The sequence below is a fragment of the Pseudomonas sp. H3(2019) genome, assembly GCF_007713465.1.
Lineage (GTDB): Bacteria > Pseudomonadota > Gammaproteobacteria > Pseudomonadales > Pseudomonadaceae > Aquipseudomonas.
Map to the genome: position 1 here is coordinate 44566 of NZ_VMSG01000034.1, position 17503 is coordinate 62068.

The 17503-nt window shown below is 58.6% G+C and carries 13 protein-coding genes; 5 read left to right on the top strand and 8 right to left on the bottom strand.

The genetic code is table 11. The features are described 5' to 3' along the window. Positions 1-32 precede the first annotated feature (32 nt). Positions 33-686, top strand: a complete 654-nt coding sequence (locus FPT12_RS25695; protein ID WP_145021819.1) for an HAD family phosphatase — start codon at positions 33-35, stop codon at positions 684-686. Positions 687-744: 58 nt separating this feature from the next. Here the strand turns inward: FPT12_RS25695 and FPT12_RS25700 are convergent, their stop codons facing one another. Beyond that, positions 745-1707 carry a zinc-binding dehydrogenase gene (locus FPT12_RS25700; RefSeq protein WP_145021823.1) on the bottom strand — a complete coding sequence of 321 codons (963 nt, stop codon included), beginning with the start codon at positions 1705-1707 and terminating at the stop codon, positions 745-747. Between the two features lie 220 nt (positions 1708-1927). On the opposite strand from FPT12_RS25700, the gene FPT12_RS25705 reads away from it, so the two are divergent. Then, a complete protein-coding gene (locus FPT12_RS25705) occupies positions 1928-4015 on the top strand; it encodes a carboxy terminal-processing peptidase (RefSeq protein WP_178098900.1) in 2088 nt (695 codons plus the stop codon). Between the two features lie 127 nt (positions 4016-4142). Continuing rightward, positions 4143-5918: a bifunctional diguanylate cyclase/phosphodiesterase gene (locus FPT12_RS25710; protein WP_145021829.1), complete on the top strand. Its 1776-nt coding sequence runs from the start codon at positions 4143-4145 to the stop codon at positions 5916-5918. A gap of 55 nt (positions 5919-5973) precedes the next feature. On the opposite strand, the gene FPT12_RS25715 is transcribed toward FPT12_RS25710, so the two are convergent. From FPT12_RS25715 to FPT12_RS25745, 7 genes are all read right to left on the bottom strand, one after another. Further along, positions 5974-6390: a hypothetical protein gene (locus FPT12_RS25715; RefSeq protein ID WP_145021833.1), complete on the bottom strand. Its 417-nt coding sequence runs from the start codon at positions 6388-6390 to the stop codon at positions 5974-5976. Further along, complete coding sequence (locus FPT12_RS25720; RefSeq protein ID WP_145021836.1) at positions 6387-11159, bottom strand: RHS repeat-associated core domain-containing protein; 4773 nt, start codon at positions 11157-11159, stop codon at positions 6387-6389. Before FPT12_RS25720 ends, FPT12_RS25715 begins: the two co-directional genes overlap by 4 nt. 229 nt (positions 11160-11388) lie before the next feature. After that, positions 11389-11790: a sel1 repeat family protein gene (locus tag FPT12_RS25725; RefSeq protein ID WP_145021839.1), complete on the bottom strand. Its 402-nt coding sequence runs from the start codon at positions 11788-11790 to the stop codon at positions 11389-11391. Then, complete coding sequence (locus tag FPT12_RS25730; protein WP_019693066.1) at positions 11791-12162, bottom strand: hypothetical protein; 372 nt, start codon at positions 12160-12162, stop codon at positions 11791-11793. Continuing rightward, complete coding sequence (locus FPT12_RS25735) at positions 12159-12500, bottom strand: helix-turn-helix domain-containing protein (RefSeq protein ID WP_054598159.1); 342 nt, start codon at positions 12498-12500, stop codon at positions 12159-12161. The genes FPT12_RS25730 and FPT12_RS25735 overlap by 4 nt, the downstream gene beginning before the upstream one ends. 115 nt (positions 12501-12615) lie before the next feature. Next, a complete protein-coding gene (locus FPT12_RS25740; RefSeq protein WP_145021842.1) occupies positions 12616-13071 on the bottom strand; it encodes a YkvA family protein in 456 nt (151 codons plus the stop codon). Between the two features lie 293 nt (positions 13072-13364). Further along, positions 13365-14078, bottom strand: coding sequence for an FKBP-type peptidyl-prolyl cis-trans isomerase (locus FPT12_RS25745; protein WP_019693069.1), 714 nt, complete (start codon positions 14076-14078; stop codon positions 13365-13367). 270 nt (positions 14079-14348) lie between these two features. On the opposite strand from FPT12_RS25745, the gene FPT12_RS25750 reads away from it, so the two are divergent. After that, positions 14349-16157, top strand: a complete 1809-nt coding sequence (locus FPT12_RS25750; RefSeq protein ID WP_145021845.1) for a di-heme-cytochrome C peroxidase — start codon at positions 14349-14351, stop codon at positions 16155-16157. Between the two features lie 28 nt (positions 16158-16185). Further along, a complete protein-coding gene (locus FPT12_RS25755; protein WP_145021848.1) occupies positions 16186-17322 on the top strand; it encodes a catalase family protein in 1137 nt (378 codons plus the stop codon). The last annotated feature ends 181 nt before the right edge of the window (positions 17323-17503 follow it).

Here is a 17503-nt window from a genome sequence, read left to right on the forward strand (position 1 = left end):
GCTTGAAGCTGTTCTCGAAGAGAACCCCACTGATGGCTTTGGCAATTTTTGATCTGGACGAAACCCTGATCCACGGCGACTGCGCCTCACTCTGGAGCGAGCAGATGGTCCGCCTCGGTTGGGTCGACGGCGAATCGTTCCTGCGCCGCGACAAGGAATTGATGGATTCCTACGGCCGGGGTCACCTGGCCATGGAGGACTACATGACCTTCAGCCTGGAGCCGATGGCCGGACGCACCCCGGAAGAAGTCGAGCACCTTGTGGCGCCGTGGGTCGAGGACGTGATCGAACCGATCATCTTCAGCGACGCCTGCAAAGCCATCGCCGAGCATCGCAAGGCTGGCGACCGGATTCTGGTGATCTCCGCCTCCGGTACGCACCTGGTCAAACCCATCGCCGAACGCCTGGGTATCGACGAGATCCTCGCTATAGAGCTGGAAGTGACTCATGGGGTCTACAGCGGCAACACGGTCGGCACCCTGACCTATCGCGAAGGCAAGATCACACGCTTGCTGGAGTGGCTGGACGCCGAAGAGGAGAACCTTGAAGGTGCGAGTTTCTATTCCGACTCACGCAACGATCTGCCGTTGCTGATCAAAGTCGACCATCCGCATGTGGTCAACCCGGATCCGGTACTGCGTGAACACGCCGAAAAGGCCGGTTGGCCGATCCACATCTGGAAGTAACCCATGATCGTTCCCACGGGGATCGTTCCCACTCCGCGTGGGAACGATCTCTCAGTAGTCAAATCAGGCTTTCGTCGATCACCAGCACCAACTTGCCCGACACCCGATTGGTCGCAAGCTCGGCAAACGCCGCTTCAGCGTCCCTGATCGGGAAGGTCCTGGCCAATTGCGGGCTCAGGCGCCCTTCGGCGAACAGCGGCCAGACGTGCAGGCTCAGGTCACTCAACAGATCGGCCTTGAACTGCTCGTCACGGCTGCGCAGGGTCGAACCCAGCAGCTGAATCCGTTTGGCCAGCACTTGCGCCAGATCCAGCGGCGCTTCACGACCGCCCATCAAGCCGATCAACAGCCAACGACCGTCGAGCGCCAGTAACTTCAGGTTCAGCGCGGCATAGTTGGCGCCGACCGGGTCGAGGATCACATCGAACGGCCCCAGGTCACGCAAACCCTCCAGCCCATCAGTGCGCACCACCCCGCCTTGCGCTCCCAGCGCCTCGCAGTAGGCCAGCCGCTCCGCCGAACCGACGCTGACCCAGCACGGGTTGCCGAACGCCTTGCATAGCTGAATGGCAGCTGAACCAACCCCGCTTGCCCCGGCGTGCAGGAGAACTTTCTCACCCGGTTTGAGCGCAGCCAATTGGAACAAATTCAGCCAGGCGGTGCTGTAGACCTCGGGCAACGCTGCCGCTTCGACCAGCGACAAACCTTCGGGCGCGGGCAACACGTGACGGCCATCGACCACCACTTCTTCGGCCATCCCGCCGCCCGCCAGCAGCGCGCAGACCCGGTCTCCAACCTGCCAGGACGACCCTGCGCCGACCTCGCTGATCACGCCTGAACACTCAAGGCCCAGCACCTGACTGGCGCCCGGTGGCGGCGGATAGAGCCCTGCCTTCTGCAATAAATCGGCTCGATTGAGGCCCGCTGCCGCCACTCGAATGCGAACTTGTCCTACGTCACACGTCGGACTGGGCTCTTCAACCCACTCCACTCGACCTTCAACGCCTTGCAATGCTTTCACAGTGCCTCCATAGTGAGTCTGGACTGAGCCCGATGCTGTAGCGCCGGGTTTTTTGCATTATGCGACCGGCCCAGGGTCGTACGAAAATTCGCCGAGTGGCGATCAGGCAGTTTTAACCCAGCCTGATCGATACGCGAGCAGTTTGCGTAGAGCCTTGTGGAACCGGCGACTTTAAAGACGGCCTAATATGCGTTATCAATTGCCCCCGCGTCGAATCAGCATGAAGCATTTGTTCCCCAGCACCGCACTTGCGCTTTTCATTGGCCTGGGCAGCTTGTCGCTGTCGCCCACTACGTTCGCAGCCAATAGCTGGGACAACCTTCAGCCCGATCGTGACGAGGTGATTGCCAGCCTTAACGTCGTCGAGTTGCTCAAGCGCCACCATTACAGCAAGCCGCCGCTCGATAACGCACGTTCCGCGATCATCTATGACAGCTACCTGAAGCTGCTTGATCCGTCGCGCAGTTATTTCATGGCCAGCGACATCGCCGAATTCGACAAATGGAAAAACCAGTTTGACGAGTTCCTCAAAAGCGGTGACCTGAACGCCGGGTTCACGATTTACAAGCGTTATCTGGATCGCGTCAAAGCGCGTCTGGACTTCGCCCTGGTCGAGCTGAACAAAGGCGTCGACAAGATGGACTTCACCACCAAGGAAACCTTGCTGATCGATCGCAAGGACGCCCCGTGGCTCAAGACCACTGCCGAACTCGACGACCTGTGGCGCAAACGCGTCAAGGACGAAGTGCTGCGGATGAAGATCGCCGGCAAAGACCCCAAACAGATTCAGGATACCCTGACCAAGCGCTACAAGAATCAGTTGTCGCGCCTGGACCAGACCCGTCCGGAAGACATCTTCCAGGCGTATATCAACAACTTCGCCATGTCCTACGACCCGCACACCAACTATCTGTCACCGGATAACGCGGAGAACTTCGACATCAACATGAGCCTGTCGCTGGAAGGCATCGGCGCCGTGTTGCAGAGCGATAACGATCAGGTGAAAGTCGTGCGTCTGGTGCCGGCAGGTCCGGCAGACAAGACCAAACAGGTTGCACCGGCGGACAAGATCATCGGCGTTGCCCAAGGCAGCAAAGAGATGGTCGACGTCGTCGGTTGGCGCCTGGACGAAGTGGTCAAGCTGATCCGTGGGCCGAAAGGCACCGTGGTGCGTCTGGAAGTGATCCCGGCCAGCAATGCGCCAAACGACCAGACCACCAAGATCGTCTCGATCACCCGCGAAGCGGTAAAGCTTGAAGATCAGGCGGTGAAGAAGTCGGTCCTCAACCTCAAACAGGACGGCAAGGACTACAAGCTCGGCGTCATCGAGATCCCGGCCTTTTACCTGGACTTCAAGGCGTTCCGCGCCGGTGATCCGGACTACAAGAGCACCACCCGCGACGTCAAGAAGCTGCTGACCGAACTGCAAAAAGACAAGGTCGACGGTGTGGTCATCGACTTGCGCAACAACGGCGGCGGTTCCTTGCAGGAAGCCACCGAGCTGACCAGTCTGTTCATCGACAAAGGTCCGACCGTGCTGGTACGTAACGCCGACGGCCGGGTCGATGTACTGGAAGACGAAAGCCCTGGCGCCTTCTACAAAGGCCCGATGGCGTTGCTGGTCAACCGTCTGTCTGCTTCGGCTTCGGAGATTTTTGCCGGCGCCATGCAGGACTACCACCGCGCGCTGATCATCGGCGGCCAGACCTTCGGCAAAGGCACCGTGCAAACCATCCAGCCGCTGAACCATGGCGAGCTGAAACTGACACTGGCCAAGTTCTACCGGGTTTCCGGACAGAGCACCCAGCATCAGGGCGTGCTGCCGGATGTCGACTTCCCGTCGATCATCGACACCAAGGAAATCGGCGAGAGCGCCCTGCCGGAATCCATGCCGTGGGACACTATTCGCCCGGCCATCAAGCCGGCAGTCGACCCGTTCAAACCGTACCTGGCACAGCTCAAGTCCGAGCATGATGCCCGTTCGGCCAAGGACGCGGAGTTTGTGTTCATTCGCGACAAGCTGGCGCTGGCCCAGAAGCTGATGGCGGAAAAAACCGTCAGCCTCAATGAAGCCGAGCGTCGCGCGCAACACGCCGATATCGAAGCCAAGCAGCTGGTGATGGAAAACATCCGCCGCAAGGCCAAGGGCGAAGATCCGCTCAAGGAACTGAAGAAAGAAGACGAAGACGCCATCGCGGCCGAGCCAGAAAAGACCAAACCGGAAGACGATGCCTACCTGAGCGAAACCGGGCGGATCCTGCTGGATTACTTGAAGCTGAACACCGCGGTCGCCAGCAACAAAAAGTGATGGCAATTTAATGCTGACGATCCCCGGATCGTCATCAAACAGTCATCATTCTGTCGTGAAATAAAGGACTGGGCGCGCTCCCTGAAAAAGAGCGGGCCCGGTCCTTTTTTTATCGCCAGAGATCGCCATGACCACGACCGAACAGCTGAGTGCCTTGAGTTCAATCCTGGCTCAAAGTGGTTTGCACAGTCTGTTCCAGCCGATCGTTTCACTGTCCGAACGACGCATCCTCGGCTATGAAGCCCTCAGTCGCGGCCCCTCCAACAGCCCTCTGCATTCGCCCATCGCGTTATTCGCCGTGGCCCGCCAGGCTGGCCGTCTCAGCGAACTGGAAATGGCCTGCCGACACAGCGCCTGCCGCCGCTTCAATGAACAGCAGTTACCGGGCAAGCTCTTTCTCAACGTCTCCCCCGAATCGTTGCTCGAAGCCGACCATCAACCTGGTAGAACTCTGCAAATGCTCCAGGACTTCGGCATTCCGCCAAGTCAGGTGGTGATCGAGCTGACCGAGCAAACCCCGACCGACGATTTTCAGTTGCTGCAAAACGCGCTGCATCACTACCGCGCCATGGGCTTTTCGATTGCACTGGATGACCTGGGGGCCGGCTATTCGAGCCTGCGACTCTGGTCGGAACTGCGTCCGGACTATGTGAAGATCGACCGGCATTTCATCGATGGCATTCATCAGGACGCACTGAAGCGCGAATTCGTCGGCTCGATCCTGCAGATCGCCAAAGCTTCGCGGGCGCAAGTCATTGCCGAAGGTATCGAACTGCCGGAAGAACTCGCGGTGTTGACCGAGATGGGGGTCGACCTGGTGCAGGGCTATCTGTTGTGCCGTCCACAGGAGAACCCGCCACGGGACGCCCGGACGATGATGCCCAAGCACGACAGCAGCGCAGTGGCGCTCAACGATGAAGGCAGTGACCTCAGCGCCCTGCTCAACGAACATCCGGCTGTACACCGCGATACCCCTACCGCTGACGTGCTGGAAGCCTTCCGTCGTCAGGCCAACCTGAACTCGCTGGCAGTGCTCGACGAACTCGGTCAGCCCTGTGGCATCGTCCACCGGCATTCGCTGTCCGATGCGCTGCTCAAACCGTTTGCCACCGATCTGTTCGCGCGCAAGCCGATCAGCCGGCTGATGAGCGATGACTTCCTCGCCGTCGAGCTCAGCCAGTCGCTGCAACAGGTCAGCCGGCTGATCACCAGCCGCGCCCGGCAGCGCATCGAAGAAGACTTCATCATCACCCTCAACGGCGGCTATCTGGGCCTGGGTCGGGTGATCGATGTGCTCAAACTGATTACCGAACTGAAAATTCAGCAAGCCCGCTACGCCAACCCGCTGACCCTGTTGCCGGGTAACGTGCCGATCCAGCAGTGCCTGACGCGATTGTTGCAACAGAGCCGCGAGTCAGTGATTTGCTATGTCGACATCGACAGTTTCAAGCCTTTCAACGATATCTACGGCTACGGCCGTGGTGATGAAGTCCTGCTGTGCCTGGCGCAATGCCTGAACGACCGCGTCGACCCCAGCCGCGACTTCGTCGGTCATATCGGCGGCGATGATTTCCTGCTGGTCCTCGGCCCGGAAGACTGGCGCAAGCGCCTGAACCAGTTGTTCGAGGACTTCCACAGCCAATGCCGACGTTTCTACCGCAGCGAACACCTGGAAGCCGGCTGCTTCATCGCGCCCAATCGTCAGGGCATTCGCCAGGAATTTGCGCTGCTGTCGCTGTCGATTGGCGTGGTGCATCTACACCCGCAGGCCTGTGGACAACTCGACGCCAGCCAACTCGCAGAAATGGCCTCACAGGCCAAGCATTATGCGAAGAATGTGCAGGGGGGGAGTATTTATGTGATTGATAGTTTGGAACCGGAGGCGCAAGTTCATTCCCTGTAGCAAACAATGCAGCTTCAATTTTATCCACGGACGCATACAAACCGATCCTTCTTTTTTACTCGGAATCCATCAGAAACCGATACTCAGCAAACAATGTAATGGCGTCTGCCTCTCCGTCAATAAGGCGCTCATAGAAAGCACTATCCTTATTAGCCCACTCCTCGAATACAAGACGTGTTGAGTTTTCGTCTCCTTCACATGGACAGGTCACCAGCGTCCAGTATTTAGAAATACGCTTATCTGTAATTTCAAAAAAATCTGCTGCAAAGGGTTTCGGATATTCATCCTCTTCCTCAGTGCACAAGTAGAACCATGGGCAGTTATCCCAAAATTCCACGCCATAAACCATGTACTCTTTACCAACTTGAAGATCCAGTGTTCCACTTGAGTTGGAGATATAGCGTTTGAGCCTAGTAAAAACGCTCAAATCTTCAACGCTGTGCAGGTTGTTGATTTTGCATAGCACTTTCATTTTGGGTAATCTCCAGGAGGCATCGCAGGGTCGTTACCCCAAGGCTTTATGTTTTCAACGCTATGCTTTTTGAATTTAAAGTCCAATAAATTTCCCGTTTTTTGGTCCCTGACAAAATGAACTACAGAGTCATTTCCGTTTACTGACTTTACTTTTAGCTCCATTTTTTCCATACCTTTAAATGTAGGGTCACGAAGATTTCTAATAATGACGCTGCCCTCCCCTGACTGAGCTGCTTTCAAGGTCATCTGATCTTGGATACTTTTAGGATCACGACTCCACTTGTCCGTTACTTTTGAAGTGGGCAGTACCACCTCACCCTCATCAACCCCCACCTTCCCCGCCGGATCATCCACCCCACCCGCCGGCTTACACCCATTCCCCGGCGGACAGTTGGAGTTCAACCCCAACGGATCCACCCACCCCGTCGGATTCGGAGTGTACTGATAGCCGTTAATCCCACCCGCCAGCTTGCTCGGATCCAGCGTCAGGTAGCGCCCGATGTCCGGATTGTAGTAGCGATGCCGGTTGTAGTGCAGACCGCTTTCAGCATCGAAATACTGCCCCTGAAAGCGCAACGGCTGCTCAAGCTGTTCTTCGCCAAAGCGCTGGAGGCTGGTGAGTTTTCCGTAGGCCTTGTAGGTCGCGGACCAGACGATTTCGCCGCTGTAGTCGGTAAGCTCTTGCGGGGTGCCGAGATGGTCGAGTTGATAGTAGAACGGGCAGGCCTTGCGCGGACCGAAGCCGTCGAGCATGGCCAGGGGGCGGAAGCTGCCGGGTTCGTAGACGTAGCTGCGGTGATGCTCGCGGCTGTGTTCGGCGATCAGTTGCTCGCCTTGCCAGAAGAACTCGGTGGTGTGGCCGTCGACGGTTTTGGTGATGCGCCGACCGAAGGCGTCATAGCGGTAACTGGCGGTTCTGCCATCCGGCAGCGTGACGCCGATCAACCGGTGCTGGCAGTCGTAGCGGTATTCAGTGACAAGTTTTTGTCCGGTGCCGCGGCGTTCGCGGATCAGGTTGCCGAAGGCGTCGTAGTCGTAATGGCGGTCGCCTTGCAGCAGCAGGCGGTTGCCTTTGATCGCCGCCAAGCCCGGACGATCCTGCATCTGCAGGTTGCCGGCCGGGTCATGGGCGAAGCTTTCCGGCTGTGGATCGCGAGAGTGGCGGACGCGAACCAGGCGGTTCAGCGCGTCGTAGTGATAATTGCGCTGACCATGACGACTGTCGGCAATGAAGTCGAGGTTGCCGTTGGCACTGTAGGCGTAATCGCGGCGATGGCGTGGCTGTTCAGCAAGAGAGACCGCGTGGGCGTGCAATCGACCCTGTTCATCGTAGTGATACCGACTGAGCAATTGGCCCTGCTGGCGTTGCCGCTCGCGTCCCGCGTCAAACACGTGCGTGGTCAGCCGCGTGCCGTTGAGGTCGATAGCGCTGAGCGCCCCGCCCTTGGCATGGTGGTAGTCGAGGGTGCTGTTGTCCGGCAGGCGCAGGTGATCGAGTTGACCGCAAGCGTTGTAGCGATAACGCAAGGTGCCCCAACCCTGATGCTCAGTGATCAGTCGGTCTTGCTGGTCGTACTCGAACTCCAACGGGTGGTCGCAACCGTCATCGACGCTGACCAGACGACCAAGGCTGTCGTAGCGATAGTCGACCTTCTGGCCATCGGGCAAGGTCCTGACCAGCAAGCGCCCCGCCGCATCGCGCTGGTAAGCGGTGATCAGCGTTGAGCCGTCATCGCCAAATTCGGTTTTCTCCAGCAGATGGCTGTTGAGGTCATAGCGGTACGCGGTGCGCCGACCATCAAAAGCGGTTTCTTGCTCGATCAGTCCGTTGGCGCCGTACGCCAGCTGATACTTCTCGCCCACTTCGTTTTCGATTTCGCTGAGCAATAGCCGTGCGTTGTCGTAGCGATAGCGCAGCTGGCTGCCGTCGGCGTTGACCCGGCGACTGACCAGATGCAAGTCATCGGCGTATTCGTAGCGCGTGACCTGCCCCGACTCATCGCGTTCGGCGATGAGCTTGCCGTAGGCGTTGTAGCTGAAGGCGCGGGTGACACCTCCAGGCAAAGTGGTCTGGATCAGCCGGCCGAGAACGTCCCATTGATACTGGGTGACCGCCCCCAGTGCGTCCTGACGACGACTTTGCCGGCCCAACGCGTCGTAAGCGAAACACCGCCGGCCACCATCCGGCAGTTGCTCTTCGGTCAGTTGCCCGAGGCTGTTCCAGACAAGGAGGTGACAACTGTTATCCGGATAGCGGATCGACAGCAGTCGCCCTCGATCATCGTACTGGTAATGGGTGACATGCCCATCAGGGTCGACGTGTTCGGTGATGTCGCCCTGGATGTTTCGCTGGTACTTCCAACGCGCCTTGCCCCGACGCATCACCCGAACGAAACCGTTGTGATACTCGTAGTAAGTCGGTTCGTCTTCTGGCGGAATGACCGCCAGCAACCGCCCGGCGTCGTCATAGGTGTATTGGGTGACGCCGCCGAGAGGATCTTTCTCGGCCACCAACTGACCGTTATCGTCGTAAGCCTTCAGGTGTTCGGCGCCGTCCGGCTCGACCTTGCACACCAGCCGCGCCTGCTGGTCGTGGACGTAAACCTCTTGGCTGCCATCGGCGTTGTGCACCGTGACGCTGCCGTTATCGTCCCAGGCATAACGTGCGTCCATCTGCGCAAAACTCGCCCAGTGCCGCACACATCGGGCGGCTTTGCCTTCGCGCTCCCACTCCCAGAAAAAACTCGCGCCGCCGGCCAGTTGCCGCTGGAGAATTACCGCCTGATTGTCGTAGTCGTAACGCTCGCTTTCGCCTGCGGCATTGATGGCTTCGATCAGCCGATGGCAGTCGTCATAGCGATAGGCGACCAGCGTTTGCTCGGTCCGCCAGGCTTCATCGACACTCGCCGCCGCACGATAGACTTGATAGTCGACGGCGATCAGATGTCGCCGGTCGTAACACAACAGCAAGGCGCGACCGGCGCCGTTGTCCAGACGTTTGATCCGCGCCTGGCGATCACGGGTGATGCGTAGGCGGTTGTTGTAAGGGTCGCTGATGGCCGTGAGGTTACCGTCACGAAAATGGTAGAACCGTGTCGCCTCACCGGACTGGGCGAGGATCAGTTCATCGGCGTCGTCACCCAGATAAATCGCTGCACGGGACAAACTGTTGTGGATCGCCGGACGCTCGGCGCTGGGTCTCGGAAAACGTGTGCGGCGGTTTTCGTGGTCGATCCAGACGACGTTGTCGCCGTCGATTTCCAGGCGGTGCGCCAGCGAATGGCTCCAGCCAAAGCCCAATCCGCTGTCGATCTCCACCGCACTGGTGCGGTACAACCGGGTGAAGGCGAACGGCAGCACACCATCGAGCTCGCCGTCGGTGAGGGTCAGCAGTTCTTCGCCAGTGACCATCGACACCGGGCAGCCGTTGGTGCAAGTCAGTGCAACGCAGTCGGCACTGTCACCCTTGGGGTTTTTCGCCTGATCCGGGGCGTTGTCGTGATGCTCCTGCTTGCTCAGGCTGGTCTTGGGCCCAGACTTGTCGCGGGCGATGGCCGCAGGGTTTTTCACGTAAAGGATCGGCGCTTCGCCAGGGGTAATCTTCAGCGGCCCCCGGGGTGTTGGCGCCAGCGACGCATTTCGGGCACTCACCATCAGCGGCTTGAGCGCATCGGCGTGACTGTCGAAACGCTGATTGCTCGACACTAGCGCCAGCCGGATGCTCAAGGCTGCCAGCCACTGTCGAGCACGCTGCGACTTGATCTTCCCCAGCACTTTGGCGCCCACACCCGCCCCAACACCCATCGGTCCGGTCACGCAAGCCAGGAGTAATCCGATCAACACGCCTGTACGAATTTCGGCCATCACTTCGGCTTCGTACTGCGGCGGCAGCATCCGCAACCAACTGGTGACGGCCGCCAGATAGATGAACAGCAACGGTTCATCGCTGAGCACCAGCAAGCCATTGGCAATCGCTTCTGTGGAAACGTTGAGCAGGGTTTCGAGTTCGGCCTGGGTCAGGTATTCGAGGAGTTTTTCACTGTTGGCTTGCAGGTCGGCCAGCAAGTGATAGAGCTGCTGAACGTCATCCCAGAGGTCGAGCAAGGCGCTTTCAACACCCCGTTGATCAGCCTGCTGCAACGCGTTGTAGCGCTCGATAAAAGCGCTTTGCGAAAAGCTCGCCCACAACGGTTGAAACTCGTTCGTCCACTCGCTTTGCAGCCAGCCCTCAAGCTCGGCAATGGTGGTTTGATAAGAGGCGTAGAGCGCCTGGACGTGGTCTTGAGAGACGCTGGGGTAAAAGGTGATTCGGTGACGCTGGCCACGCCAGCATTCGGGGACTTCGAGAATGCCGCTGGGGCCGATCATTGCATGGACCGGCTCGCCGACCACCTCATCCCCGCCCGGCCCATCGTTCAATACTTCGAGCATCACCGGGGTATTACCGATCGGCACGAAACGCGCCGCCTCGAACATGTGCACCAGAGTCAGTGATCCCCCGGCCGGACAAGACGCAACGGTGGCGCTGATCGGTGTGGTCGAGTTTTTCGGTGCGCTGAGGCTGACGTCGTTGCCGACCTTGAACACCTGCTCGACATCCAGCGCTGCGCCCGTCCAGAAACTTTCAGCCCAGGAATCGTAGTCACTGAGGCAGTGCCGAAAGTCGTTGAAGACGACTTGAATGTCGGGGCTTTTCGGGTTCAGCGCAGCAATGACCAGGTGGCCAATGGCAGTGTTCAAGGCCTGCAGCTTTTTTGGATCGAGCATTCGCAATCTTCGCGCGGTCGCTGTGGGACGCGAGACTGTGCGGGGATTGCACGGGGAATGAAGTCAGGACAAACGGAGGATGATGTAGGGTATTTCGCTAAAGCGGAGGGAATGGCTCAATCAAGCAGCACGGGCACTGCTTGATGGGCGAATAGGTTACAAACGCCTGTAGGAAAGTGGCTTACCCGCGATCGCGGACAAACCGGATCAACCCGTGTGAGAGTGGTCGTCAAGCATCACGTGACGCCAGTTCCTTGAGCTTGATCTCGGCCAGCAGATGTCCGGCCTTGGCCGCCATCTGCCACCAACGCGCCGCCTCGGCAGCGTCAGGGGCCTTGCCCGGTGTTCCGGCAAGACTGATCACCCCGACCTGATAGGCTGCTTTACCGTCCCCCGCCAATGCGGCAAGGCGCAACAAACGTACGCCTTCTTCACGGGCACCGAGACCTTGGCCACGGAACGTCAGGATGTGGCCATAGAAGCTTTGCGCACCGACATCACCAAGGTTCGCCATGCGCGCGAACTGGCCTTCAAGCCAGCTCCAGCCGCGTGGCTGGCGGACAAACCATGACCAATGAAACAGCCTGCGTGCCAGCCAGTAACTGGCACGAGCCTTGAGTCGCCAGAGCATTCAGGCCTCCGCAGATTCGGGGTATTCGTACTCAAACACCCGTACCACTTCCGACGCATGCCAGGACGCGGCAGCCACGCCATCGGAAGGCCCGGAGAAACGCCCCAGTCGCTCGACGCATTCGAAGAACCCGGTACGCGGCAGACGGCTGGCGCCCTGGCTGATGACCAGCGAGCTGCGCAGCGGCTGCTCGGCCCGTGCATCCAGAGCTGCCAGGTGCTCAAGCGCGGCAGTCAGGGTTTGCATGGCCGGGCTTGGCAACTGCAAACGCTCAAGCAAAGCGCGATAAGTCAAAAGATGACGCTGGCGACGGGCCTGATCCAGCTCGCCGATTAAACCGTCCCAATGCTGACGACTGATGCGTACGCTCACGATTCATCCCTCCATCCCGGCACCGTCAATTCCCAGGCCAGGCTGCGGCGAATCGCTGCGTCAGGTTGACGCTCGCCACTTTCGATCAAGGCCAGGTAAGACGGGCTGATGCCTACCGTGCGGGCCAGCGCCTCAATGGCGATGCCCTTCCCTTCGCGCAAACTGCGTAGTTGATCCAGACCCGGAAGAACCTGGTCTGCTGTGGCCGCGTGACGGACTGTCGCTTCACGCGGTGGTTGTTCAGTGACGCCTGCTGCTTTCAATAACGCTTGATACTGAGCCCACGTTAGAACCGCATATTCGGGTTCGCCATCACGTGCAATTATCTGAATATCCATGACTACCCCGTAGGACAACAACACTTAGCGAGTCAGCACTTTTCCTTAGAAGTGTAATCCTAACAGCCGATAAGGTCGCGAGGGGCGATCAATCTGTGGATGAACCTGATTCAACTCAGGTTTTTTTCGGGCCTTGCAGTTGTAATTGCTCCGGCGTATCCGGCAAGCGCTCCACGACCGCAAGCTTTTCTGGACTCTGACGGTCGCGCCAGGCACGGAAAGCATTCAGTTCGTCATCGAGGGTTTTCATGACCCAGGCCAGCACGGCGATGTCATCCAGCATGCCAAATACCGGGATGAAATCCGGGATGGCATCAAGCGGGCTGAGGAAGTACATCAACCCCGCCACCACCGTCAGCATCGATTTGCGACTGATGTCCCGATACTCGCCGCGCCAGTACGCCAGGCACAATGCCTGCAGTAATCGCAGGTCGTCTTTAAGCTTGCCCAAACGATTACCTTGGCTCGCGCCTTTTCTGGCGACGGCAAACAACAGGGCCGGTAATCGCCCACGACTGAGCAACCTTCCCGCCAAGGGCAGAAATCGAGCGAAATTCCAGGGTGCTTTCATCATCTCTCCCGCTGTAATGTTATCCACACAAATTGTGGATAACCTTGTGAACAGAGCCGCTTTTCACGCCTGAAGGCCCCGTCTTACAAGGGCCCGGCTCAGATCGGGCGTTTTTTACTCACATAAAAAAACCCAATATTTCATTGACTTGGCAACCTGCTGCGTTTAGCTGCGGCACCCTCAATGCTGTGACTCCACTCCACCGCGTCCGTTCGCTTGAATTGTCGACCACTGAACGCCAGATGCAACAACGCCCCGCATGAACGGGGCGTTGTTTTTATAACGGACGCTGATTACTTGGCGGCGTCTTGTTTTGCCGGATCTTTGATCGCCAGAAGTTCCAGGTCGAATACCAGCACCGAATTGGCCGGAATTGCCGGGCTAGGGCTTTGTGCGCCGTAGGCCAGATCGCTAGGGATGTACAGTTTGTACTTCTCACCGACGTGCATCAGTTGCAGACCTTCAACCCAACCCGGGATCACACCGCTGACCGGCAGATCGATCGGGCTGCCGCGCTCGACGGAGCTGTCGAAAACGGTGCCGTTGGTCAGCTTGCCAGTGTAGTGAACAGTCACTACGTCAGTCGGCTTAGGCTGTGGGCCATCGGCTTTCTTGACCACTTCGTACTGCAGACCCGAAGCAGTGGTAACGACACCCGGCTTCTTCGCGTTGTCTTCGAGGAATTTCTTGCCGGCAGCTGCCGACTCTTCGCTCATCTTGGCCAGACGCTCTTCAGCGCGCTTTTGCAGCGCAGCGAAAGCTTCGACCAGTTCGTCATCCTTCAGTTTCTGTTCTTTCTTGCCAACGGCATCTTCGATGCCTTGGGCTACCGCTTTGGAGTCCAGGTCATCCATGCCTTCCTGAGCCAGGCTCTTGCCCATGTTCAGGCCAATACCGTAGGAAGCTTTTTGCGCCGGGGTTTTCAGCTCGACGCTGGTCTGCGAGTCACAACCCGCAAGTACCAGGCTAACCAGGGCCACCGCCGCCGCCAACCGATGCTGTTTCATGCTATTTCCTTGTTCATGCGCCTAAAGGGCAATCGAATAAAGCCGCGAGCTTATCAGGCCGCCACGACCAATGGCTACCGGCATGAGAGCAGGAAAGCTCCGATAAGTTCAGGTCTTTTAACGCATTTTGCGAGCGCTGGCCATGAAGCTTCTGTCAGCTTCTTCTCAGCGCAATAAACGCCGGTTCCTACAGCGTCTGGCGTAATGGCCACTTGCCTCGCACCTGGAGCTAAGGCATAACAAGGCTATAAATCAACAAGGATGTTTAACTTGCGCCTCTTGATCCGCGTGCTATTGCTGATAATCACCCTGCTGGCAGTCGCTCTGGCGGTGGTCCTGTATTACGTCGCCAACCCGAAGCTACCGGCCTATACGCCGGTCGAGCAGGTGAACTACCTCGAGCAGTGGGACGCCGCCGACCGCCAGACCTACTACTTCACACCACAGGGCACACAGGTCAAAGGCCTGCGCTACAACTGGTTCACAGCACTTGAACTACCGTTCTCGGAGCAACGTTTTGCCGCGCCCGAATACCTGGCACGTTTTGGTTTTTTGGTTGATCCGGTCCAAAAAGCCACACCCAACAACCCAGGCAACCTGCCCGTCGGCTTCGCCCGTCATCAGAATCCAGGCAGTAAAGAAGAGTTTCTGGATGTTACCTGCGCCGCCTGCCATACCGGCGAGCTGCACTTTAAAGGCCAGGCAGTACGCATCGACGGTGGCTCGGCCCAGCACGTATTGCCTTCCAGTGTCCCCACTCTGCGCGGCGGCAGTTTCGGTCAGGCATTGGTCGCAAGCCTCGCCTCGACCTACTACAACCCCTGGAAATTCGAACGCTTCGCACGCAATGTACTCGGTCAGGACTATGACGCCCAGCACTCACAACTGCGCCAGGACTTCAAAACGTCGCTGGATACCTTCTTGCGCGCTGCCTGGAATGACACCCACCGCGGCCTCTACCCCACCGAAGAAGGCCCGGGCCGTACCGACGCTTTCGGTCGTATCGCCAATGCCAGTTTCGGCGACGCCATTTCGCCGAACAATTATCGAGTGGCCAATGCGCCCGTGGACTACCCCCAGCTATGGGATATCTGGAGTTTCGACTGGGTGCAATGGAACGGCTCAGCCCAGCAACCCATGGCACGCAACATCGGCGAAGCCCTGGGTGTCGGCGCGACTCTGAGCTTCTTCGATGCCGCCGGCCAGCCGCTCAAGGGCGACGATCGCTACCCTTCCAGTGTGCGAGTACGTGACCTGCAACTGATCGAAGAAACCCTGAAGCGACTCAAACCTCCGGTCTGGCCCGAAGCATTGCTCGGCAGCATCGACAAGCCGCTGGCCGCCAAGGGCCGCACGCTGTTCGCCGAGAACTGCGCCGGTTGCCATGTACCGAACGTGACGGTAACCAACGGCCGGCCAGAACAGAAACTGAAGATGTTGCCGGTGGACGTCATCGGCACCGACCCGGGGGCCGCCAACAACATCGCCGACCACCGTTTCGACCTGAGCGCGCTCAAATGGGACCTGGCCGAACTGGCGAAACTGGACGTCAAACTGCACCCGGCGCCTGCCGGACCACTGGACCTGAGCAAACTCTCGGTTGCCAAAGGGTTGGCTTACGTAACGGCCTTCGTCGAAAACCGCGCTTACCGTGACGCCAACGTCACACCTGAAGAGCGCCCTGCCATGGATGGATTCGGGCTGCCGATTGGCGTTCGTGAACTACGCGCCTACAAGGCACGACCGCTGGCGGGCGTCTGGGCGACGCCACCGTTTCTGCATAACGGTTCGGTGCCGAATATCTACCAACTGCTCTCGCCGCAGGATGAACGTGCAGCCACCTTCTATAGAGGCACGTTCGAATACGACCCGCAGCACCTGGGTTATCGCACTGAAGCCTTCAGCAACGGTTTTGAGTTCGACACGCGAATCACCGGCAACCACAACGGCGGTCACGAATTTCGTGCAGGCGAACGAGGCAACGGGGTCATCGGCCGTCTGCTGCAAGCACAAGAGCGCTGGGCGCTACTGGAATACCTGAAAGTGCTTGGCGGTCCTTTGGAATCGCAACTGCCATGACCATCACCTCAGCCAAAAGGACTTGCGTATGTTGATCACTCTTTGGCTGCGCATTGGCGTACTACTAGGCAAAGCCCTGCTGCTCCTGTTGGGACTCGGCTTGCTGGGCTGGGCAGTGGCGACAGCCTGGTTCGCCTGGCATCACAGCGGCCCGGTCTCCGCAAACGAGCGCATTCCGGCCGGTGAAGCGGCAATGACGCAGGAGATCATCCAGACCGCCGTGCGCATCGTCGACCAGCACCGCGAAAACACTCGCTTCCTGCGCGATGCCCACGCCAAGGCGCATGGCTGTGTAAAAGCCGAGGTTCAAGTGCTGGCCGACCTGGCGCCTGAACTGCGCCAAGGTGTCTTTAGCGAAGCCGGCAAGACCTGGCAAGCTGTCTTGCGCCTGTCCAACGGTAATGCCTATCCACAATTCGACAGCGTCCGCGATGCCCGAGGCATGGCGATCAAATTGCTTGATGTACCGGGAACGCAGCTACTCAAGGATCAGCAGAGCCGCAGCGAGCAGGACTTCGTGATGTTCAGCCATCCGAACTTCTTCGTCAGCAATGTCGCCGAGTACCGTCAGAACGTCGCAGCCCAGGCCGATGGCAAACAGGTCATGGCGTTCTTTCCGAGTTGGGATCCGCGCAGCTGGCAGGTTCGTCACCTGTTTATCGCCTTGGCGACGCTGGCGCCAGCACCGGCCAGCCCGACCCAGACCACTTATTTTTCCGTCTCGCCGTATAAATTCGGTACGGCCAATGCCAAGTTCCGCGTTGCACCAGACCCTGGCAGCTGCCCCGACTACACCCTGCCTGCGCAGAATCAAGCACTGCCAAACTTCTTGCGCAGTGCACTGAATCAACAGCTGTCGACGGATCGGGTACCCGCGTGTTTTGTCTTGCAGATCCAGCGCCAGGACCCGACCAGGTACATGCCGATCGAGGACACCAGCATCGAATGGAGTGAAAGCGATGCGCCGTTCGAAACCGTGGCGCGGATCCGGATCCCCGCTCAGGACTTCGACACGCCGGCACTGAACCTGCAATGCGATAACCAGTCCTTCAACCCCTGGTTTGGCCTGGAAGCTCATCGCCCTATCGGCGGCATCAATCGGCTACGCAAAGCGGTGTACGAAGCGGTCAGTGATTACCGGCACGCGCGCAATGCAGAGCAGTAACCCATAAACGAAAAAAGCGACCCAAGGTCGCTTTTCTATCGGGACCATGACTTGATAAAACCCCAGACAGCAAAAAGCCCGCATTAAGCGGGCTTTCTGTGGTGACCTGGCGTTCAGCGTTCCAGGTTACCGAATATGGCGCAGCGGACGGGACTCGAACCCGCGACCCCCGGCGTGACAG